13 protein-coding genes and 2 pseudogenes are annotated in these 20,956 nt (G+C 47.0%); 5 read left to right on the top strand and 10 right to left on the bottom strand.

The annotated features are described in order from the left end of the window. Positions 1-353: 353 nt before the first annotated feature. Positions 354-881, bottom strand: coding sequence for a DNA-deoxyinosine glycosylase (locus tag IKG78_RS14020; RefSeq protein WP_290944574.1), 528 nt, complete (start codon positions 879-881; stop codon positions 354-356). A 582-nt stretch (positions 882-1,463) separates the two neighbouring features. On the opposite strand from IKG78_RS14020, the gene IKG78_RS14015 reads away from it, so the two are divergent. The 3 genes from IKG78_RS14015 to IKG78_RS14005 all read left to right on the top strand — a co-directional run bounded on the left by IKG78_RS14015 (position 1,464) and on the right by IKG78_RS14005 (position 5,603). Beyond that, entirely contained in the window at positions 1,464-3,029 is a 1,566-nt protein-coding gene (locus IKG78_RS14015) for a peptide chain release factor 3 (RefSeq protein WP_085490236.1), read from the top strand. A gap of 240 nt (positions 3,030-3,269) precedes the next feature. Beyond that, positions 3,270-3,863 carry a hypothetical protein gene (locus IKG78_RS14010; protein ID WP_290944572.1) on the top strand — a complete coding sequence of 198 codons (594 nt, stop codon included), beginning with the start codon at positions 3,270-3,272 and terminating at the stop codon, positions 3,861-3,863. Between the two features lie 135 nt (positions 3,864-3,998). Further along, positions 3,999-5,603, top strand: a complete 1,605-nt coding sequence (locus IKG78_RS14005; protein ID WP_290944571.1) for a fibro-slime domain-containing protein — start codon at positions 3,999-4,001, stop codon at positions 5,601-5,603. A 161-nt stretch (positions 5,604-5,764) separates the two neighbouring features. Here the strand turns inward: IKG78_RS14005 and IKG78_RS14000 are convergent, their stop codons facing one another. Beyond that, the gene (locus IKG78_RS14000; RefSeq protein ID WP_290944567.1) at positions 5,765-7,060 is read right to left on the bottom strand and encodes a GTP-binding protein; all 1,296 of its coding nucleotides are present in this window, start codon (positions 7,058-7,060) and stop codon (positions 5,765-5,767) included. A gap of 555 nt (positions 7,061-7,615) precedes the next feature. After that, positions 7,616-9,820 (bottom strand): NAD-dependent DNA ligase LigA, encoded by a 2,205-nt coding sequence (gene ligA, locus IKG78_RS13995; protein WP_290944565.1) that lies wholly within the window; start codon positions 9,818-9,820, stop codon positions 7,616-7,618. Between the two features lie 330 nt (positions 9,821-10,150). On the opposite strand from ligA, the gene IKG78_RS13990 reads away from it, so the two are divergent. After that, the gene (locus IKG78_RS13990; RefSeq protein WP_290944563.1) at positions 10,151-11,011 is read left to right on the top strand and encodes a TIGR02172 family protein; all 861 of its coding nucleotides are present in this window, start codon (positions 10,151-10,153) and stop codon (positions 11,009-11,011) included. A gap of 9 nt (positions 11,012-11,020) precedes the next feature. Here IKG78_RS13990 and hisI read toward each other — a convergent pair whose 3' ends face one another. The 4 genes from hisI to IKG78_RS13970 form a co-directional block, all read right to left on the bottom strand. Further along, positions 11,021-11,371, bottom strand: coding sequence for a phosphoribosyl-AMP cyclohydrolase (hisI, locus tag IKG78_RS13985; RefSeq protein WP_290944561.1), 351 nt, complete (start codon positions 11,369-11,371; stop codon positions 11,021-11,023). Between the two features lie 86 nt (positions 11,372-11,457). Beyond that, on the bottom strand, positions 11,458-12,423 hold the full coding sequence (locus IKG78_RS13980) for a hypothetical protein (protein ID WP_290944559.1): 966 nt from the start codon (positions 12,421-12,423) through the stop codon (positions 11,458-11,460). A gap of 166 nt (positions 12,424-12,589) precedes the next feature. After that, positions 12,590-13,861: a glutamate-5-semialdehyde dehydrogenase gene (locus tag IKG78_RS13975; RefSeq protein ID WP_290944557.1), complete on the bottom strand. Its 1,272-nt coding sequence runs from the start codon at positions 13,859-13,861 to the stop codon at positions 12,590-12,592. A gap of 397 nt (positions 13,862-14,258) precedes the next feature. Next, positions 14,259-17,090 (bottom strand): sugar-binding domain-containing protein, encoded by a 2,832-nt coding sequence (locus IKG78_RS13970; protein WP_290944555.1) that lies wholly within the window; start codon positions 17,088-17,090, stop codon positions 14,259-14,261. Positions 17,091-17,311: 221 nt separating this feature from the next. Here IKG78_RS13970 and IKG78_RS13965 point away from each other — a divergent pair. Next, a pseudogene (locus IKG78_RS13965) lies at positions 17,312-17,515 on the top strand (phosphoenolpyruvate carboxykinase domain-containing protein); the annotation flags it as partial. A 255-nt stretch (positions 17,516-17,770) separates the two neighbouring features. On the opposite strand, the gene IKG78_RS13960 reads toward IKG78_RS13965, so the two are convergent. The 3 genes and pseudogenes from IKG78_RS13960 to IKG78_RS13950 form a co-directional block, all read right to left on the bottom strand. Then, positions 17,771-18,751 (bottom strand): hypothetical protein, encoded by a 981-nt coding sequence (locus IKG78_RS13960; protein WP_290944550.1) that lies wholly within the window; start codon positions 18,749-18,751, stop codon positions 17,771-17,773. A 633-nt stretch (positions 18,752-19,384) separates the two neighbouring features. Beyond that, the gene (locus IKG78_RS13955) at positions 19,385-20,272 is read right to left on the bottom strand and encodes a hypothetical protein (protein ID WP_290944548.1); all 888 of its coding nucleotides are present in this window, start codon (positions 20,270-20,272) and stop codon (positions 19,385-19,387) included. Positions 20,273-20,416: 144 nt separating this feature from the next. Continuing rightward, positions 20,417-20,956 (bottom strand): annotated as a pseudogene (locus IKG78_RS13950) (aconitate hydratase); the annotation flags it as partial.

Below are 20,956 nucleotides of genomic sequence, written 5' to 3'. Positions count from 1 at the left end.
ATTTTCTAAATGAATGAAGCCCTGCGGAATTTAAACCGCGGGGCTTTTTTGATTTAGTAGGAAGTTAGAAGTAGACAGTAGGAAGGTGAGTGTGTTGTTTTGGAGTCCGTCTTCGAAGTTGTCTTTCTCGAAGCCTGTTATGGAAGCTGTCATCCTCGACCGTTAGGGAGGGACCTCCTCAAAAGGCGAGCGTTGCAGCCATGGTCACATGGATATAACCGAACCTTAGAGGTTGGGGCTTGCCCCATCCATACAGTTCTATCTACAGATACGGAACTTCTTACATCTCTAATCATAGCTTGCTAGAACTGCGACTGGATCCTTCACGGCTTCCGCCGTTCAGGATGACGATCCTACCACCTAATAATTTCCCTGTACGCTTCCACGATCGTTTCGAATTTGATGGCGCAGTTGGCAGGGGAGGTGGAAGGGAGTTTCACGGCCTTTATGCCGGTTGAAGCTTCGCAGTATTTTTCGTAGAGTTTATGGGCGGTGGCGCCTGTGCAAAAGATACGCTTGATTTTCGTTTGGGCGAGGAGCGAGGCAATGTCGTTAGGTACCACGTCTTCGATGCTCGTGTCGCTTGCGCCGATGATGGTACAACTATCGAGAACGTCCCAAAGTGCAATGTGGTGCTTCAAAAGCATCGCTTTTTTCTCGTCAATGGTTGCGGGGAGTGGTTCGTTCAAGACGCTGGCGAGAACTTTCCAGAAGCGGTTTTGCGGATGTCCGTAGTAAAATCCCTGTTCGCGCGATTTGGGCGAGGGAATGGAACCGAGCAAAAGAACTTCCGAATTGGCGTCGAAAAGTGCGGGAAACTCATGCGTTACCCGAGTCCTCGTATTTTTTGCAGGTTTGGATTGCTTTTTCTTTGTGACCATATTCTTAAAAATAAAAAGATATTCTATCTCTCGTCTCTCTATAGCATACGCATGCTAAGCTGAAAATTTCACTGGATCCTGCTCCTTCGAACCTAATTCAACTAAGGCAACAAAAGCATACAAGGCGAATGCCGCGACAGGCTGCTTGCAGACTGGCATGGTTGAGCCGAAGTTACGGATGCCAAAGGCATCAACTTGCCTAGTTTCATATATCGACCTCACTGCGTTCCGCTCAGGATGACACACTCCAGAATGACGAAAGCCGATCCCGGAACAGTGTCCGGGATGACAATAAAAAGGATGACTCGTCTCTCGTCTCTCGTCACACACCCCCCATACCCCATAGCCCACTGCCTACTGTTTACTAACCACCAAGAGCGAGCCAAATGAGTGACGCAAAAATAAGCTTGCTTATTTTTATGTCCGAATGCAGCCGCGGACGTCGAAGACGTCAACCACTAACCACTATCCCCTAACATTGAACTTACCACTTAAAATTGCTATATTTGCCCGCGTCAATTGGAAATCGCCGTAGGCGACATTTCAACCTAATACCTATTACCTATAGCCTGTAACCTATCTATGAATCCAGAAATTGAAAAACGCCGCACTTTCGCTATCGTCAGCCATCCTGACGCCGGAAAAACCACCATCACCGAAAAATTCCTGTGGTATGGGAATGTGATTCGCGAGGCTGGTCATGTGCGCGCGAAGGCCAACAAGAGCTACACTGTTAGTGACTGGATGAAGATTGAACAGCAGCGTGGTATTTCTGTTTCGAGTTCCGTGCTGAACTTCCCGTTTGAAGGTTGCATGTTCAACCTCGTCGATACCCCGGGGCATCAGGACTTCTGCGAAGACACGTACCGTGCGCTCACCGCTGTGGATGCCGCTCTCGTGCTTATCGATAGCGTGAACGGTGTTGAAAAGCAGACGATTCGCTTGATGAATGTTTGCCGTATGCGCCATACGCCGATTATCACGTTCATCAACAAGATGGACTTGGATGGTCGCCATGTGCTCGACTTGCTCGACCAGATTGAAAGTGTTTTGCAGATTAAGACCGCTCCGTTTACGCTCCCGATTGGCGTCGGTAAGCTTTTCAAGGGCGTCTATTCCATCGCCGAAAATACGTTCCACACGTTCAACCCGGACGATGGCAAGCAAGAAATTATCCAAATGGAAGGCCCGGACGATCCGCGTTTGGTTGAGCTCTGCGGTGAAAACTGGGTGAATCAGTTCAAGGAAGAATACGAAATGGTCACGGGCGGTATGGATCCGTTCGACCACGAAAAGTTCCTGAAGGGCGAAATGTGCCCGGTGTTTTTCGGTTCTGCCGTGAACAACTTCGGTGTGCGCCAGCTTTTGAACGCTTTTGCAAAACTCGCTCCGCCGCCGATGATCCGCGACACCGACAAGCGCCCGGTCAAGCCGGACGAAGACGCTTTCAGCGCATTTGTCTTCAAGATTCAGGCCAACATGGACCCGAAACACCGCGACCGAACGGCTTTCCTCCGCATTTGCTCGGGTAGCTTTACCCGTGGCGAAAAGGTTTTCCACGTGCGTACGGGCCGTGACATCCGCTTGGCTGCTCCGACCGCTTTCCTCGCGAAAGACAAGGAAGTTATTGACCACGCCTGGGCTGGCGACATCGTGGGTATCAACGACCCGGGACTTTTCCGCATTGGCGATACGCTTACGGATGGCGAAAAAATGAACTTCACGGGTATCCCGGACTTTGCGCCGGAACATTTTGCCCGCGTGACGCTTTTGAACCCGCTCAAGTCCAAGCAGATGGCGAAGGGCCTTGCCGAACTTTCGGAAGAAGGTGCAACGCAGCTCTATGAACCGCTCAAGTCCGCCGTGCCTGTCGTGGGCGTCGTGGGTGAACTCCAGTTCGATGTGCTCAAGTTCCGCTTGCAGAGCGAATACGGCGCCGACGTGCAGCTCGACCGTGTGCCTGCTCATTGCATCCGCTGGGTGAAAGGCCCCGAAGAAGATGTGGGCAAGTTTGCCGATGAATACGCCGGCGATTGCATGATGGACAAGGAACGCAATCTCGTGTGCCTTTTCCCGAACGAATACCGCCTGAATCTCGCACTCAAAAACTACGAACGCCTGAGCTTCGCCGAAACCTCGCAAGGGTGATTTAGACGAAAGAACGCCGCTGCGCGGCTACAGACGAGGGACGAGAGCTTGAGTCTCGTCATCCTGAGCAACGCGAAGGATCCAGTGACATTTTAACGGCAACTTTTTGTTAAGTTGTCGTTTTTTGTATATTGGACAAATGAACTTTAAAAAGAAAATCAAAATCGCGTTTGCTTTTATCACTGGTTTTGTTGGAAAGAAATTGAAATAGGAAATATTGATTCTTGGTGAGTCTTGATTATGAAAAGAATACTTTATTTTTTGCTTGTTATTTTGGTTGCCTTGCTACCGTTGGGCTTGGCTTTGCTTAATAGGAATTGCGTTTATTCAGACGTAAAAATCGAATGCGAAGGATCTGTGTGCGTTATTCAACCCACAAGTTCAAATGAACCGATAGAATTTGAAGCTTTGGTTTTTGATCCAAAATCTTTAAACGATGAACCGATTGAAAATTCTTTTGAATCATCAGTTGTTAGAATTTATTATAAAGATGAAAAAAAAGAAAAAATAGAATTTGTTTCGATTAAGAACGGAAACGTAATGACGTCCTTGTATTTTGCTGATTCTGTGGGGATGGTTCAATCCATCACTTCAAAATTATTGGGGTATGAACCATTTTTCTTTTTGAGTCAGGCTCAATCCGGTAAATATCGGCTAGAAGAAACGCATAAAAAGACTGGAAAATTTTCTGATAGTTTAAAAAATGATAGAAAAATTTTGCGACAGCCAAATTCGAAAAGTCCTTATGGGCAGATGAGTGATAAATTCCAAGATCCTGCCTTCCAAAAAGAGATTGATAGTGTTCTTCGAAAGTTGAATATGTTGAAGTTGTAATGAAAAAATAGACGATGCTGAAATTGTTGGTTTAGGCTGTTGTGTGGGGACACCCCCCCCACAAACACAACAGATGGCGGAAAATCCGGGATTGAGATGGCCCCTATCGGGGAATACTGTGGATGGTTCTCTACGATGTTCTTTGAAGAAACTATTCCGAATAAGGCGTCTTTCTATGGTGCGATTTCTAAGAGTGTCGTTGTTGGTGATAAGACGAACTTAGATTCTTTGTATAAGGCCTTGAAAACAGATGTGTTGTACTTTGTTGCGAATGACTCTGCAAAAAAATATTGGTATAAAGCAAAACCTGAATACGATGGAATTTGCAGCGTGAATTTGTACGGCATTGTCTATGATACGGATGCACAACTTCATCCGTCATTCTCTTGCTATAGCGAAGGCGGCGAAGGCTGCCAGCAAGGGGCTCAAGGTGTCGATTTGAAGACTGCTATTACTGCGGTGAATTCTTGTATCGGCGTGACTCCTGGAATCGTCGAAGAAACGCTTGGCGAAAATGGCAAACCGGTGCTTTCTATGAATGGTCAAAAGTGCTTTATCAATACAAAGTATTTTAACCAGCTGTTTAATCCGACTGAAGGCGTTAACGAAACCTCTTGTTCTTCCATTCCGTTTAGTAGGAATGTTTATGGAAAATGGGAATTTGCTTCGGATTCTTACGTTTCTCCGGGAACGAAAGTTGTAGGTGGATTTTACCCTGTAGAAAATACGGCTGATGAAGATATCGTCGTTGGGTCGCCTGTTATTGAAGCTCGCACGAAGCATTTGGCGGAAGGTCCTGTGTTCCTTGGACCGAAACTGCGTGAAATGGATGCTTCGGAAGGCGTAATGAAGATGAACCTCTTGTGCAATGGCCCTGCTTGGGATAAGGGACATGATTGTTCGGGGCTGTTTGCTGATGGCGATGACCTTGCTATGAGCGGAATTCTTGATGATATTTTGGTGAAAAGCCAATATTACGTTGATGAGTGTGTTTGGGGATGGTCTTGCCCAAGTGCGGCTCCCGAAGGTTGGCCTATATTCAAGAGCGGTACTGAGCAGCTAATCGGGAACGTTAACGGTAATGGGTCTGCCATGAATGGCGATATGCGTTGGCGTTCAGATAGTAAGGCGGGCCGTAATCAGCATTTTTGCTATGAATCTCATGCTCGTTTCACTTACAAGAAAGGATTGCGTTTTGGTGTTCGCGGTGATGATGACATTTGGATTTTTGTTGGCGGTAGGCTTGCGATTGACTTGGGTGGAACGCATCTTGCCGCTCCTGGTTATGCAGATCTTGACAAGGTTAAGGACAAGGACGGTAAGGCTTTGGTCGTAGGGAAGGAATACGATTTGGATATTTTCTTCTGTGACCGTCGCACGACGATGAGTAATATGAATATTTTCAGCAATATTTATCTGGACCAGTCCAATGTCGCAGAAAAGATGAGCCCTTGCAAGGCGAAGGCTCAGCATGTGTTTGACGATGATTCCTTGAATCCAAGAGTGCCAATTGTTGCAAATAAAGTTCCTACACTTTTGAATTTAGGTGTTGCTGTTCAGGGTCGCATGGCGTATGTTTCTGGAGTTCGTCCGGGTTCAACGCTCTCCTTGATGGATTTGCAGGGCCGTGTTGTTGGACGTTATACAGCTTCTTCGTCGAATGTGACGGTGTCTGTCAAGAATGCTGGACGCTATATCTTAAAAACTGAAACAGGGTTGACATCCGTTAGTTTTAGATAAAAGTTGTAGAATTGAATAAAGGGCCGATTGTTCGGCCCGTGAAGTTCTAAAGAAGTTGTTTCTGTAAAAACTCCCGCGATCGATCGGTCGCGGGAGTTCTCGTCTCACATACTAATGACTATTGACTAATGATCATAACTAGTCATCCAGGCAATCTTTCATCACTTGGATAATCTTATCTTGTCCATGTGCTGGCCGATGAACACCAAGCGGATGATGCGGTCGCCGTATTTTTCATCCCAGATTTTCTGGAGTTGCGGATTTTCGGCGAGGAGGCGCTTCTGTTCGGCTTCGCTTTCGGCGGCAAACCAGCGACCAAAATTCTGGGCGGAGGCCTGCTTGCCAGCTTGTTCGAACAAGTAGCTTTCGCTGCGTTCGTCGCTGAACCAGAGGAGGCCCTTTGTGCGGATGATGCTTGTCGGATAGTCGTCGAGGAATGCTTCGAACTTTTCGCGGTTTAGCGGACGGTGGTCTTCGAACACGAACGTGCTGATGCCGTATTCGTCGCCATGCGGATGATCCTTGTCGTGGTGGTGGCCGCAGTGGCAAACACCGTGTTCATGGTCGCAATGGCTATGATCTTCTTCATCGTCGTGGTCATGATGATGGTGGTGATGTTCCTCGGTCCCTGAGCCCGTCGAAGGGTCATCATGGTCGTGATGGTGATGTTCCCCGGTCCCTGAGCCTGTCGAAGGGTCGTCATCATCGTCATCGTCGTCGTGGCCTTCTTCGTTGAGCTTGATTGCCCACGTGCTCGATTCAGCAACCTTGTTGAAGTCGAACTGCTTCGTGTCGAGAATGTCTTTCATTTCGACCTTGCCGTAGTTCGTCTCGATCATCTTGGCGGTCGGCTGCAATGCCTTCACGACAGCCTTCACGTGTTCCAAGTCGTGCTTGCTCAATGCATCGACTTTGTTCAAAATAATCGTGTTGCAGAATTCAATCTGCTGGATGAGCAAGTTTGCAATATCTTCTTCTTCGAGGTCTTCGTCGAGGAGCTTTTCGCCACCGGCAAATTCATCGGCAAGGCGCAGCACATCAACGACTGCCACGATGTTGTCCAAATGGCAGGGAAGTGGTCTGCCGTCTTTGCTGCGGAGCTGGCTCCCTGCAAAGCTGATGGTCTGTGCGATAGGAATCGGTTCGCAAATGCCACTCGCTTCGATGAGGATGTAGTCGAACTTGCCCATTTCCAAGAGTTCGGCAATTTGTTCGATCAAGTCGGTTTTGAGAGAGCAGCAAATGCAACCATTCGAAAGCGGGACTACCTTGCCCGAGTCTTCCTTGGTGATGTTTCCGCCCTTTTCAATTAAAGTCTGGTCGATGTTCACTTCGCCAATGTCGTTTACGATGACGGCGACGTGGTAGCCTTGCTGATTGTTGAGAACGTAGTTGAGGAGAGTGGTTTTGCCGGCTCCCAGGTAACCGGTGAGGAGCGTTATAGGTACTGATTTCATGTAATCAAATTTACTAAAAAAAGTGATTTTAGGCAAATCGACTCAGAAAAGGCTGTGTATGTCTTGAAATTTTCATGAAAATTTTTACATTTGGGATAGGGATTGAAATGAGGGCTTAGAGCCAAATTTTATTCCAAAAGCGAACTGCTTTGATAGGCAATCCTTCTTCGAAGGTTACGGATTGTAGCGGTGTTGTGCTAAATCCAAATATCAAAAAAGTTCCGGCGTCCGCTATGGGCGCCTTTTTTTTTACGTTTGTTTGTTATTTGGAAATTCTTTTTGTTTGTTTGATATAGGTTCTATTGAAAAATTTTAATAACATTGTAGAAATATTTAATTTTTCTTATTTTTTTGTGTAAATTTGTAAATGGAGTCATGATAAGGGCTTAGGGCTAAAGAGATTCCAAAAAAAACGAACTGATTTGATGGTCGTCCTTCGTTTATTCATGGGGGGGATAGGGTCGTAGCTTTGAGGTGCTAGATCTACGATTCAAAAAAGTTCTGGGCGTTCCTTCGGGAACGCCCATTTTGTATGTATCGCTGTTGTTGTGTGTGTTAGAGGTTCAGTGAAAGTTGGTCTTCGTTTTTTGCGGTGGGGACTGTGACTCCACTGTCTTCTTTCACTGTGGTGCTCTCATCGGAAGCGTTGTCTGCATTTGCGATTTGCTCCATAAGCCATGTTTCGTCGTGGACGGGAATGCCGAGTTCGTTTGCCTTGGTAAGCTTGGATCCCGCGGCTTCGCCTGCCAAAACCCAGCTTGTCTTTTTGCTCACGGAGCCGCTCACTTTTCCGCCATTTTCTTCGATGAGCTTGCGGGCTTCGTCGCGATCCATGTTCGGGAGCGTGCCTGTGATGACGGCGGTTTGCCCTTGGAAGAGTGTTTTCACGACGCCCTTGAATTCCGTCGGGAGACCGAGTGCTATTAATTCTTCGATTTCTTGCGTGTAAAGCGGTGTGTGGAAAAATTCATAGACCGATTTTCCGATGCGTTCGCCGACGTCGGTCACGTTTTGCAGTTCTTCGACGGTTGCGGTGCGGATTTTTTCGAGCGTGCGGAAATGCTTCGCAATGTTCCTTGCGCTGGTGCGGCCCACAAAGCGGATGCCGAGACCGTGCAGCAAGTTTTCAAGGCTCTTTTGCTTTGAGGCTTCGATGGCGTCAAAGACGTTTTTCGCGCTTTTTTTCGCCATGCGTTCTTGCGATTCCAAGTCTTCGAGCGTGAGGCGGTAAAGGTCGGGGATGCGTTTGATTTTGCCGGTCGCGAGGAGGCTTGCGATAAGCGCTGGCCCGAGATTTTCGATGTTCATCGCTTCGCGGCTTACGAAATGTTCGAAAAGGCACTGCACTTGCGCCTGGCAGTGCATGTTTTCGCAACGGAGGATGACTTCTCCGTCGATGTGCGTCAAGGGTTCGCCGCAAACAGGGCATTTTTCGGGTGCGGTGACGGGGGCTGCTCCGGCGGGGCGGAGTTCGCGTTTGACATCTGTAATTTTGGGGATGATTTCGCCGCCTTTTTCTACGCCGACAGTATCGCCGTAATGCAAATCGAGTCGTGATACTTCGTCAAAGTTGTGGAGCGTGGCGCGCTTGACTGTAGTTCCTGCGAGGCGCACGGGTGCGAGGTTTGCCACCGGCGTCACAGCACCGGTACGACCGACTTGGAATTCTACAGACAATAGCGGCGTGTAGGCACGTTCGGCCTTGAACTTGTATGCGATAGCCCAGCGAGGGCTCTTGCTAGTGCTGCCAAGTTCCCGCTGCTGCTGCAAATCGTTCAATTTCACGACCATGCCGTCAATATCAAACGGGAGGCTGTCGCGACTTGCTCCAATCTTCTCGGAAATCGCCATGATTTCATCGACCGTATCGGCGGTCCAATAATCGTTCGTGTGGAACCCGAGACGCTTGAGCTGCTTCAAGTTTTCTTCGTGAGTCTTGTTGTTGCTCTGCGGAATATGGTAGGCGAAAAATCGCATGGGGCGAGTCTTACATTCTGCAACGCTTTTGAGCTTGAGCGAACCCGAAACCGTATTGCGGCAGTTCTGGAATGTTTTTTTGTTTTCGAGAATGAACTGCTCGTTCAAACGTTCGAACGCTTCGCGTTCCATGTAAACTTCGCCACGGACTTCGAACGTCCCCTGCGGAATTTCGCTCGGGTCAATCTTCAATTTCTTCGCATCGAAATATTCAGGAATATCCGCAATCGTGAGCGCATTGTTTGTCACATCATCGCCCTGCGCTCCGTCGCCACGAGTGGCCGCCTGCTTCAAACGACCATTTTCATAAACGACAGAAAGCGAAACTCCGTCGATCTTCCGCTCGCAAATCCATGTATGGCTTTGGGCACGGTCGCGCTTGTCATCCCGGCCTTGAGCCGGGATCGGCTTTTCCGAATCCACTGGCCCCGCAACGGAGTGCGGGGTGACATTTTGTATTTCAGAGAGCGCATTTTCGGCGGCGTTCACGAATTCGCGCATTTCTTCTTCGCTATAGACGTTTGCGATGCTGAGCATCGGCACCGCATGCGCCACCTTCGCAAAGTCGTTCGTGAGGTCGCTGCCAACCTTCTGCGTGAGCGAACCTTTTCCGCGTAATTCCGGATATTTTGCTTCGAGCGCCTCCATCTCCTTGAGTCCAAAATCAAAATCTTGGTCGCTCATGGGGGAGACTCCGTCCTTGTAATAAAGACGGCTAGCTTCTTCTAATTGTTTCTTTAACTCAAAATAGCGGGTACGGTCAAGTTCTTTCTGCGAATCCATGTGCGTCAATATAGAAAGATGTATCTTGATGTATCACCTATATACAAAGAACCACCGGCTTTTGCCAGTGGAATCCTTGAAATCGTATGGTTTTGTATTACGGCTTGAACGGCGGGATGTAATCGTCCCCTTCGTTACTTCTGCTGGGTAAATCCATAATCACTCCTTTTTTGATGCGTACAATATAAATAGTTTTGCGCAGCTTGTGTGTGAAAAAAATCACAACGTGATATTCTTTACGTATTTTTCATGAAAAATGCGTTGAAATTGTCAAAAAAAGCAGTGTATTGGTTAATTTTTTTTGATTCGCCTGAAAAAAAGGTGTATTTTATGGTTATGGAGAAAGTTGATTTATCAAATTGGATCATGTTTAGCGACCGCCATAATTCCGAAAACTACAATAGTCCGGATGGAAAGTGGATGCTGAAATTGGGTTTTCCTGGATTTTGTTCTACGAAAGAAGAACTCCTTCGCGAACAGGCTATTTGTCGCAAGGTTTTTTCGCTTGGGATTCCGACACCGCAAGTCGGTGAAATTGTTGAACAGAATGGACGTTTGGGGATGATTTACGAACGCATTACGGGGAAACGTTCCATTTCAAGATGTATAGGCGAGGAACCCGAGAAACTTGAATATTACATCAAAATTTTTGCTGAAAATTGCAAAATGCTGCATTCGACGGCTTGTGTTCCTGGCGATTTTGAAAATGTCGAAAAAAAGTATTTGCGTTTTTTGGAAAAGTCGAGGCTCGTCACGGGGGATATTGCCGAATACGCACGTAAACTCATCGACAATACGCCTGTGAAAATTACATGTCTCCATGGCGATTTGCAAACAGGAAATTTAATTATAAACGACAAGCATGCTTTCTTTATTGACTTGGGTGAATTTGCCTATGGCAATCCGCTTTATGACTTAGGATGCTACTATTATTTCTGTCATTATTTGCCTGATGATTACCTCATGGATGCACACTACATGAACGCATCGACGATGCGTAAATGTTGGGATGCTTTTGCAAAGTATTATTTTAACGCGGATTCACCTGAAAAGCTCTCGGATGTAGATGCTCGTGTAAAGCCCTATGTCTTGTTCCCGATACTCGATTTTGAACATTTGCTGTCCGAAAGCGAAAATATAAAATACCTGGAAAAGAATTTCCAGGCAGCAAAAAAAGATTTGGGATTTTAAGCGTTTGTCTTAATCTTCGCACTTCTTGAAGAAACAGCTGCGTGCGCCCGTGTGGCACGCGACTTGCGGACCTTGCATACGCACCTTGAAAAGGAGTGCGTCGGAGTCGCAGTCAGCAGCCCATTCGACGACGGTCATCACATTACCGCTCGTGTCGCCCTTGTGCCAGTAAACCTTCCGGCTACGGCTCCAGAACACCATTTCTCCGCATTCGTGCGTACGGCGGAGGGCTTCTTCGTTCATCCATGCCATCATCAGCACGTCGCCCTTGTCGGCATCCTGAACGATTGCCGGGGCGAGCTTTTCGCCACCGAATTCCACTTCGAATTTTACTTCTTTGATTAATTCTTCAAATTTCATAATTAAGGTAATAGGTTGTAGGTGTTAGGTATGAAGTCGTGCGTTGTGCTATGAGTTCGCTTTGCTTTGAGGTTGGCTCTCACCACTCATTTCTTTTCTGGTTTATAGGCCGGGTTGTTTTGGAATAGTGTTTCTATGCATTTTGTGTACTCTTCGAGGTTCCCTTTATCGCGAAGATAATAGGTCGAAATGTCTGACCCTTTATAATCAAGGTTGTCGTTTGTCAAATACTCTTTGTAGGCTTCGCTACAGTATTCCTCTTTGTTCACATAGCCGAACCGGCCTTCGTTAGTGCATGTGATTCCGTTCGATGAAACTTTGCCAAACGAATGTAAGGCTTTAGTTTCAGAGTATGCGTCAGCTTCGATCTTGATAACTTGTCCTTGAATGGTAACCGTTGCTGCTTTATTAGACTGGAAACTAAAAGAGATGCCGCGTTCGGGAATGTCTTTTAAATTTCCATTTTCGTCTGTGTCATAATCATCTGTGCAGAAACTAAAGTAATCATGGAAAAAAGTATGAAGAAAACTATTGATTAAGTTGAAGTTGGGGTCTATGGTCAAGTATGTGATGACAGAATCTTGTTTAAATTCGTAGGAGCTATTGAGTTCCTGGGTTCCGCATTTGTATTCTCCGTTTCGGATTCCGCAGTGAACGGCATCCCAATGGCCGAATATGCTATTGTTGTTATTTCCGCCATACATAAAGTAATTGACATCCTCGTCAAGTGGAGTGTCGTTCTCGTATTCTTCGGTATCGCGGTAATAGACTTTTAGGGAGTCTTTACTGATGATGTATGCGGATCTATCGGTAGAACCTTTGGGATCCCAAGAGTAAACGCCATTGGATATGGTGCATTTGCCCCAGTAGTAGGTAAAATAGTTGATGCCGCCTTTTGTTTCGTAAGTTGCTGGGCGTGCTACGCGGAAGGCTCCACGTTCGCCAGACTGTACTCCGCCAGGATTGGTCGAGGAATCGTCGCCGCAACCGGTTATAACTGCGAATGCAATGGCCGCGATAGCGATTGCTGAAAATTTTTTATTCAATTTCATTACAAATGTACTCCTAACCATTGCTGTATGTTATAGTTCGTCGTTCTGGCTCCTGTAGGGGGGTAGAACCCAGTGATATTTGTTTTGAGATCCTTCGACAAGCTCAGGATGACGATTTTTCTCTAGTCTCTCGTCTGTAGGCGCAATGCGCCGTTCTTTCGTCTAATTATCCGCGCACCTGTCCGTTGCCGCGGAGAATCCACTTGTAGCTGCAGAGGCTTTCGACGCCCATCGGGCCGCGAGCATGGAGCTTGTCGGTGGAAATTCCCACTTCTGCACCGAGACCGTATTCGCCACCGTCTGCAAAGCGCGTGCTGGCGTTTACCATGACGCTGCTGCTATCGACATTTGCGACGAAGTAATCTTGCACAGAGGCATCTTCTGCAACGACCGCTTCGGTGTGGCGGCTGCTGTTCTTTTCAATGTGGTCGCAGGCTTCTTCGACGTTATCGACGAACTTGACGCTCGATTTGAGGGCGAGGTATTCGTGATGGTAGTTGCTGTCGTCGCCAATATCCTTGATGCGGCTGTCGTGCGATTGGGCATCCTTGTTGCCAAAGAGTTCCACGCCACGGTCGGCGAGACAATCGAGCAATTTTTTGACGTTTGCATCATCGATGTGGCGGTCGATAATCACGCATTCCATGGCGTTGCATACGCCGGTGCGCTGTGTCTTGGCGTTGATGAGGATGTTCACTGCCTTGTCCATATCGGCAGACTTATCGACATACACATGGCAGATGCCGTTGAAGTGCTTGATGACGGGAATCTTGCTCTGTTCCACGACTGCGCGAATCAAGCGTTCGCCACCGCGAGGAATCACGAGGTCAAGGCAATCGTTGCGCTGTAAAAGCATGCCCACGAGGTCATGGCTCGTTTCGGTCACGAGCTGCACGGCGTCCTTGTCAACTCCATTTTCTTCAAGAGCCTGATGGAAAATCCCGGCGAGGCACTTTGCGGAGTTGAGCGATTCCTTACCGCCACGGAGAATCACGGCGTTGCCCGCCTTAAAACAAAGGCAGGCGCCATCGATTGTCACGTTCGGGCGGCTTTCAAAAATAAAGAACACAGAACCTATCGGCACGGCGACACGGCTAATCTTGATGCCGTTCTTGAGTTCGCGCGATTCGAGAATGCGACCGAGCGGGTCGGTGAATGCGGCGATTTCTTCGGCGCCCTTGGCCATCGATTCGATGCGGGCATCGTTCAAAGTCAAGCGATCCATCTTGGAATCGTCGAGCTTGCCGGCGGCCGCTTCGAGGTCGAGCTTGTTGGCGGCGAGAATTTCCGGCTTCTTTGTACGGAGAATTTCTGCAACACGTGCGAGCACGGCTGCGCGTTTTTCGGCGCTCAAGGTACGAATTTTCTTGCTCGCGTTCTTTGCGTTTGTCGCGAGCTCGTCAGAGTATTTTTCCAAATTAACGTTATTCTGTGTCATAAAAGCAAATATATAAATTTAAAATGTGCCGCACTGGATCCTATCGCTTTCTGTCACCCTGGAGGGAGTGCAAGACCGATAGGGTCCACGCATTACACTTATCATCGTCATCCTGACGCTAACGGCGGAAGGATCCAGTCACATTCCGCCTACGTTTTACAAGAGTTCACTGGATCCTTCACTGTCGTTCAGGATGACGGCTTCGGCTACAATCGCAGATACGGCATTTGATCCTTCACGGCTTTCGCCGTTCAGGATGACGTTTTGCGGGCTTTGCTATGCCTGCCATGTTGTCATCCCAGCCCTGTGCCGGGATCGCCTTCTTGCATTACATGACCTAATGCAAAAAAGTCCCGCTTTGCGGCGGGACTCTTGTTTAGCGATAAAACCGAACCACTTACAGCAAGTTCACGATTGCCGTGAACAGTGCGTCAGACAATGCGTTCGTTTCCAAACCTTCAATCACGCTGAACTGGTTGAACATAATCTGGCCATTGCCGAACGGCACAAGCTGCAAATCCACGCCCGTCTTGATTTCGCCGTCCTTGAGCGACACAGAACGAGCATAGACCTTCGCTCCGTCGAGTTCGTTCAACGAAATGCCTGGCATTGCCGAAGCAGAGTTGTGGTCGAGCACGCCATTGCCACCGAACACCTTCATGAGCGGGGAATCCTTCGGCAAGTAGTGCAAGCTGAATTCGTTTGCTCCAGTCGTCCAGTGTGCTTCGATGTTATGTTCAAAGTGATGGCTCTGGTTCAAGAGGTCGATATCTTCAGTCGTCATGTCTGAGAGCAACAGCGTCTTGCCGCCGTTCTTCGTAACGTCGATAATCTTGTCCAAAATTTCATCCGGCCAAGAACTCAAGTTTGCTGTGAAAATAATTTGTTCAGAACCGTCCAGTGCGGCGAGGGCATCGCTCGATTCGTCGTAGTTGTCCAAGAAGCAAACCTTGCTCATGGCATCCTTCACGTCCGTCTGCTCGATGACAATCAAATCTTCAAAGCTGGAGTGGATTTCCTTGCCGTTGTCCTTGAGCGTGAGCTTGATTTTGTACATGCCCGTGCTGCGCGGTGCCATCAACGTGCAAATGCCAAGCTGCGTAAGCGTTTTCTTTTCGGCGGGTTCTTCGGGCAAAACCTTCTGCGTATTGAGAACTTTGTCCTTAGCATCGAGGAGCGAAACCTCGATTTCCACATCTTCCAAACGGCTGTTGTTCAAAAGCGTGAGCTGGAAACTGACTTCGCTTTGCGGAGCGACGACATGTTCAAGTTCGCTGATGAGCACGCGGCTTGGAGCCGTGATTTGGCGGGCGAAATTCTGCAAGCCCTTGGACTTTCTGTTTTCGTCCATGATGCCGCTAAAGTCCGTGCCGTTGTCTGCCCACTGGTCGAGGAAGAATCCTGCAATCTGCGGGTTGCTCTGGAATGCGGTAATCTGGTCGTACTTGCTCTTGAGCGCGATGCGATAGACATCGGCGTTGAACGATTCGAAGTTCGGCCAAATCGAAAGCTTGCTGTCCTCAACGAACGTTTCCACGGACTTGAACTCGTTCTTGATGGATTTCTGGCTCTTGATGCTGCGAGGACCGGCAATGGTGGTCGCATGCTTCGGGAAAAGCGTATTGTTCTTGAGCGTGACGAGAACTTTGTTTTCGATATCGTTCAAAATCGGTTCTTCTTCGTCTTGGAAGTGGCTGTCGCCAAGGCCCGAATCCGGTACCATGAGTTCCAAGTCTTCCTTGTCGAACATGTGGGCGAGGTAGTGCGTGTAGGCCGCACTTGGGTTTTCACGCGGGTTCACGCGCATCGTTGCGTACTGCGAAATGCGGTCGATCGAAACCGGGATAATCTTGCCCGTGTCCTTGTGGAAGTTTGCCTCGTTGTCGAGATAAATGCTGTTGAAATTGCTAATCGCCGGGCGGCAAGTGTCGATCGGGCTAATGGCGTTCAAAAGCTTGTTTCCGTTCTGGAGCATGAACGTTCCGTTTTCGGAACCGAGAATCCATGCGGCGATACACGGATGGTTGTGCTGGTCACGCACCATATCGTTGATGAGTTTCTTTGTGATTTCGAGACCCTGTGCGGTAGAACGCATCGTGTGGATCGGGAATTCTTGGAAAACGAACAAACCGATTCTATCGCAGATGTCGAGAGCCGTTCTGCTGAGCGGCGCCCCGCAAGAGCGGATGACATTGAAGCCTGCCGTCTTGACTGCGTTCAGGTCTTTTTCAAGAGCCGGGTTCTGGTCTGTCCAGAGGCCGCCTTCGCTCCACTGCTGGTTGTAGCTCACGCCCATCAGTTTTACGATGGCGTCGTTGACGTAGTAGTCGCCCTTGAGGCAGTCGAACTTGCGGAAACCGAATGTTTTAACGACAGGGAAGGTGTATTCAGGAGCCTTGCCCTTGGCACCCTTGATTTCAAGCTGCATTTCAATCGCGAACAAGTTCGGATGTTCCGGACTCCAGACGCACTTGTCCTTCTTCCAGTCCTTGATGCCAAGCAAAAATTTCTGCGTGGCGTTTTCCTTTTCGAGCTTGATATCCTTGAAGTATTCAAACACGTCGCCGTTGGGGTTCTTCATGAGGATGCGGAGACGGGACTGGTAACCGCGCGGGTTGTTGAAGAACGCTTCGACTGAAACTCGTTCTTGGTCCATGTCCGGTTCGACGTGAATGTCCGAGATAAACGCGGCGTTGCCAAGAATCAAATCGACGTGACCGCAGATACCGCCATACGGATACTGCGACCAGGGGAGGCCGACAGGCATTTCGCCCGGGTGGGCGTAGCGGTCGTTTGCGCCTTCCTTGCTTTCGCGGCCAAAGTCAATGCGGCTGTTCGTTGCACCCATGTTTGCGACGCGGATGCAGAGGATGTTTTCTTCGCCGAGCTTGATTGCCTTTTGCGTTTCTACGACAAAGGACGTGTAGGCGCCGAAGTGGTCGCCAAGGAGTTTACCGTTAAGCCAAATAGTGGCATGCGTTGCAATCTTTTCAAAACGGAGGAAAATACGCTTAGTGACTTGCTTTTCGTCGTCAATTGTAAATCTCTTAAAGTAGAACGCGCAGTCCTGGGCCATCAAAAGCTTGTCAAAAGCTCTTTCCCAGATGTGGGGCACGCTAACAGTTTGTGTTTTTTCAGGATACGTTGCATACCAACGATTGGAGATGCCGGTATCTTCAGTGTCCCAGATCATCTGCCAGTCGCCATCAAGGCTAATAATTTTGCTCATTCGGAGAATCCTTTATAAAATTCTTGAGGAAAGATAGAAAATTAGGGGTTAGGAATTAGGTGTTAGGGATTGGGAAATTGCTTAAAAAGTCATTTTACAGCCATTGAAACCTTGCAAAACCATTAATGTTTTATGTGCCGGTCGCTGATTCGGTGAACCTATGTTTATTCAAATTTTGTTGTAATATCAAGCGTGTCGCCGCGTCCATATTGATCTTTATAGACAAGCTTCCGAAGATCTTCTACGTGAACTGGTTCCGCAAGGATGCCAACAACGAAAAGCTCCCGGGTGGCTTCATGTGGCCGGGTTACGGCGACAACAGCCGCGTGCTCGCATGGATCTTCGACCGCTGCAACGGTGTCGATAACGCCAAGGAAACTCCGATCGGTTACATGCCGAAGGACGGCGCCATCAATACTGAAGGAACTCTCCGAAATCATCGACATGATCCAGGACCGCCTCAATAAAGCCTAATAAGGCGAGTGAAGCGGGTACAAACTCGTTTGTTCCCATTCCCGAGCCGATAGGCTTGCGCTCGTCAGAGCGCAACGCTTAATGTTCAAAGCGGCCTAGAGTTGCGAACTTAAATGCCCTTGCGATGAAAGTCGCAAGGGTGTTTTGTTTGTAAAACGTTATTCTGACCCACGCAGTGGGGAAGGTTCTCGAAGTAAGGCGGGAATCTATTTGCAACGTTCAGAATCTAAAGTGTCGTAACATCTTTTTTTTCGTCTTAGCCAAGTATATTCGTCATCAGAATCATCAACTTTGAACTTTGTCGTTATATTGAGCGTGTCTCCGCGACCGTATTGGTCCTTATAGACGAGTTTCCAATTGATAGTCGTATCTCTATAGCTGTTCATGGACTCATTAAATAATTCGTAAGTATAATTTTGGATTTTTTCGGGTAATGACCATGAAATATACCTATATGCATTTGCATCGGGATGATATAGAACAAGTGGTGCCCTGACTTCACATTTTGATTCGTTTGTTTTTTCATCTGATTTTACATAAGCTTCGAGCTCCCAATTATAGTCATTTTTATTTTTCCATGAAAAACCTGGAAGGCCAATAGCTTCAAGCTTGTAGTTGGACCTCAATTCGAAAATTTGATAGCACGGCTTACCGGAAAGTTTGGAAAGAGCTTTTGCTACGGCTTTTCTATTAAATTTAGGAACCTTAGCAATTGGTGTGTAGTGAACCAGTGCATTTTTTCCAAAGTTTAGATTTTGATAGGTAGTGTCGTAAACCGTGTCTTTGTAATGAATTTTTGTCATCCAATCTCTAGTTCTAAGGCGATAGCGTGAACAACCGATTCCCCAGCATTCTTTATGATAACATTCAAACGATTTTTTCTTAATTTTGCAATCACTAGTCCGCCAAATCGTTGTATCCCCTTTATAGTTTAAAACGCGATAAAGATCTACTTTTATGTGAAACGTACTATCAATTATTTTATTGGATGTTTGTTTTGCTTTTTTTTCTAAATTCAAGAAAATACTATCTTCAACAGTCAATTTCCGTTCTACTTGAATATCATCTGGTAATGCGGAGCTTTTTATCCAAATAGCTATGCTACACACGACAAGTCCGAGTGCAATTACCCCAAGGCCGAGCCCAATAATCCATTTTTTGCGTAATTTACTCATTCCAATTTCCATCGCAAAACTCTCGACATACAAATTACAAAAAAACGATGTCAATTGCCAATACGAAATTTATATGAGCTCCAAAATTGGGCCTTCATCGCAAAAACATGTCCCTGTCTTTTTGTGAATCATGCATCTTGGATTTTTGTACTTTTTTGCTTCAGGGGATATTTCTTTATCGAATTTACAATAGTTCCCATAGCCTTTTTCGTTGGAAATGGCGCTATAGCATTTGGTTATGGATTTGTCGTGTGACTCATAAGAATCAATTTTTGTCGTTATATCGAGCGTATCGCCGCGATTATATTGATCTTTATATACAAGTTTCCACGTAAATATTGCGCCTTTGTTTGTTTTTAAAGAATTGTTGAAAATTTGGTAGTCGTAAGTTTGCAGTTTTTCAGGAATTTGTTCAAACCTATAACATCTGTATTCCCTATATGCGTCTTTTCTAGGCTTTGTGATACATTTGTTTTCTGTATCAATTCTTGTGTCGTTTTGGGTTTGTACGAATTTTGGGGTCGGCTCAATTCGAGCCGTGGGGTAGTCGCTCGTCCATGTTAGAAAATCGGGGAGTCCTATGGGGTCAAGACTGTTTTTTTACAGTTTTTTTTTAGGTCTTGGTTTACTGATTTGGTAGATGTTTCATTCAAACTTTGTCGTTATATCGAGCGTGTCGCCGCGATTATATTGATCTCTATAGACAAGTTTCCACGTGAGGGTTGAACCTTTGTAAGATCGAAGCGAAATGTTGAGAAATTGATATGTGAAATATTCTTTCCTCTCTGGTAACGATTCATAATAGACACTACAATCATCAATATATCCGAAAGATGTCACTGTCCTATAATCTTGATTAAAATAACATACCTCATTGCCGGTGTCGTCTGTTTTTTTGTGTGTGGAATAGTAATCCTCGAAATTATAAACAGGTTTCAACATAAAATTATCGGGAAGTCCAATAGGTTCTAAACTGTAATTTGATGAATAAAATAGAATATGAGTACAAGGTTCTCCTGGTAACGATGAAAATAAATTTGCTACGGAATCGCGATCAAATTCAGGAATGCGAGCCATAGGAATGTAATTGGTGATGGCGTCCTTCCCAAAATTCAAGTTTATAAAAGTTGTATCATAAATTTCAATTCGATCTAAAACTGGAAGAGAAAATCTTGAAGAAAAGGTTCCGCAACTAGGTGTTTCGTGGGTGTTATTGCAAGAAAATGTTGAATCTTCAATATGGCATGATTTCCAGAGGGTCGTATCCCCTTTGTAATTAAGAACTCGATATAGCGTTAAAGGCGTGTGTTTTGATTTGTCGAGGAATGTATTATTTAGAGAACTGTTAATGATTTCGAGTGCACTTGTCGAGCTGTCTGTTTGAATAGCCGAATTCTCATTCGTTGTGTCAGTGACGTTTGTTTGGCTGATGATGTTTTTCTTCTCAATGCTCGGTGCATTGACTTTGGGGTTTGCGCACGAAAACAAGAACGCAATGCAAACCAGCACGAAAAACAACAAGTTTATTTTCATTCCAATACTCTGCGAATAAATTGATGATTCCTAACCACAAAATACAAAAAGAGAATATAAGAATATCGGGAGAATGAAAAAAAATAGCCCCCACGTACGTGAGGGCTTTTTAATTTGTTTTTAATTGTCTATGTGTCGGATCGCTTACTTGTTGTTCGCGCGGATCAAGTTGAGGGCGGAACCCGCCTTGAACCATGCCCACTGCTGTTCGTTGTAGGTGTGGCTGAGGGCGATGTTATCGACAGAGCCGTCCTTGTGGTGGGCGACGAGCGTGAACTCGGAACCCGGAGCGAACTTGGTGAGACCGACGATGTCGAATACGTCCTGTTCCTGGATTTTGTCGTAGTCGGCTGCGTTCTTGAAGGTGAGGGCGAGCATGCCCTGCTTCTTGAGGTTCGTCTCGTGAATGCGGGCGAAGCTCTTCACGATTACGGCCTTCACGCCGAGGAAGCGCGGTTCCATGGCGGCGTGTTCGCGGCTGGAGCCTTCGCCGTAGTTTTCGTCACCGATGACGATGGAGCCCGTGCCCTTGGCCTTGTAAATCTTGGCGAGTTCCGGGACTTCCTTGTATTCACCGCACTGGCAGAGGACCTTGTTCGTTTCGCCGTTGAAGGCGTTCACGGCGCCGATGAGCATGTTGTTCGAAATGTTTTCGAGGTGACCGCGGTAGTTGAGCCACGGACC

The sequence above is a fragment of the Fibrobacter sp. genome, assembly GCF_017545445.1.
Classification (GTDB): Bacteria; Fibrobacterota; Fibrobacteria; order Fibrobacterales; family Fibrobacteraceae; genus Fibrobacter.
Note: the sequence above shows the minus strand (reverse complement) of the source record. Positions and strands in the feature narration are given on the sequence as shown.

Coding starts and splice junctions, on each gene's coding strand:
- IKG78_RS13975 (WP_290944557.1), bottom strand. CDS start 13,861: ATGACACAGAATAACGTTAATTTGGAAAAATACTCTGACGAGCTCGCG.
- IKG78_RS13980 (WP_290944559.1), bottom strand. CDS start 12,423: ATGAAATTGAATAAAAAATTTTCAGCAATCGCTATCGCGGCCATTGCA.
- IKG78_RS14020 (WP_290944574.1), bottom strand. CDS start 881: ATGGTCACAAAGAAAAAGCAATCCAAACCTGCAAAAAATACGAGGACT.
- hisI (WP_290944561.1), bottom strand. CDS start 11,371: ATGAAATTTGAAGAATTAATCAAAGAAGTAAAATTCGAAGTGGAATTC.
- IKG78_RS13970 (WP_290944555.1), bottom strand. CDS start 17,090: ATGAGCAAAATTATTAGCCTTGATGGCGACTGGCAGATGATCTGGGAC.
- IKG78_RS13955 (WP_290944548.1), bottom strand. CDS start 20,272: ATGAAAATAAACTTGTTGTTTTTCGTGCTGGTTTGCATTGCGTTCTTG.
- ligA (WP_290944565.1), bottom strand. CDS start 9,820: ATGGATTCGCAGAAAGAACTTGACCGTACCCGCTATTTTGAGTTAAAG.
- IKG78_RS13960 (WP_290944550.1), bottom strand. CDS start 18,751: ATGGAAATTGGAATGAGTAAATTACGCAAAAAATGGATTATTGGGCTC.
- IKG78_RS13990 (WP_290944563.1), top strand. CDS start 10,151: ATGGTTATGGAGAAAGTTGATTTATCAAATTGGATCATGTTTAGCGAC.
- IKG78_RS14015 (WP_085490236.1), top strand. CDS start 1,464: ATGAATCCAGAAATTGAAAAACGCCGCACTTTCGCTATCGTCAGCCAT.
- IKG78_RS14010 (WP_290944572.1), top strand. CDS start 3,270: ATGAAAAGAATACTTTATTTTTTGCTTGTTATTTTGGTTGCCTTGCTA.
- IKG78_RS14005 (WP_290944571.1), top strand. CDS start 3,999: ATGTTCTTTGAAGAAACTATTCCGAATAAGGCGTCTTTCTATGGTGCG.
- IKG78_RS14000 (WP_290944567.1), bottom strand. CDS start 7,060: ATGAAATCAGTACCTATAACGCTCCTCACCGGTTACCTGGGAGCCGGC.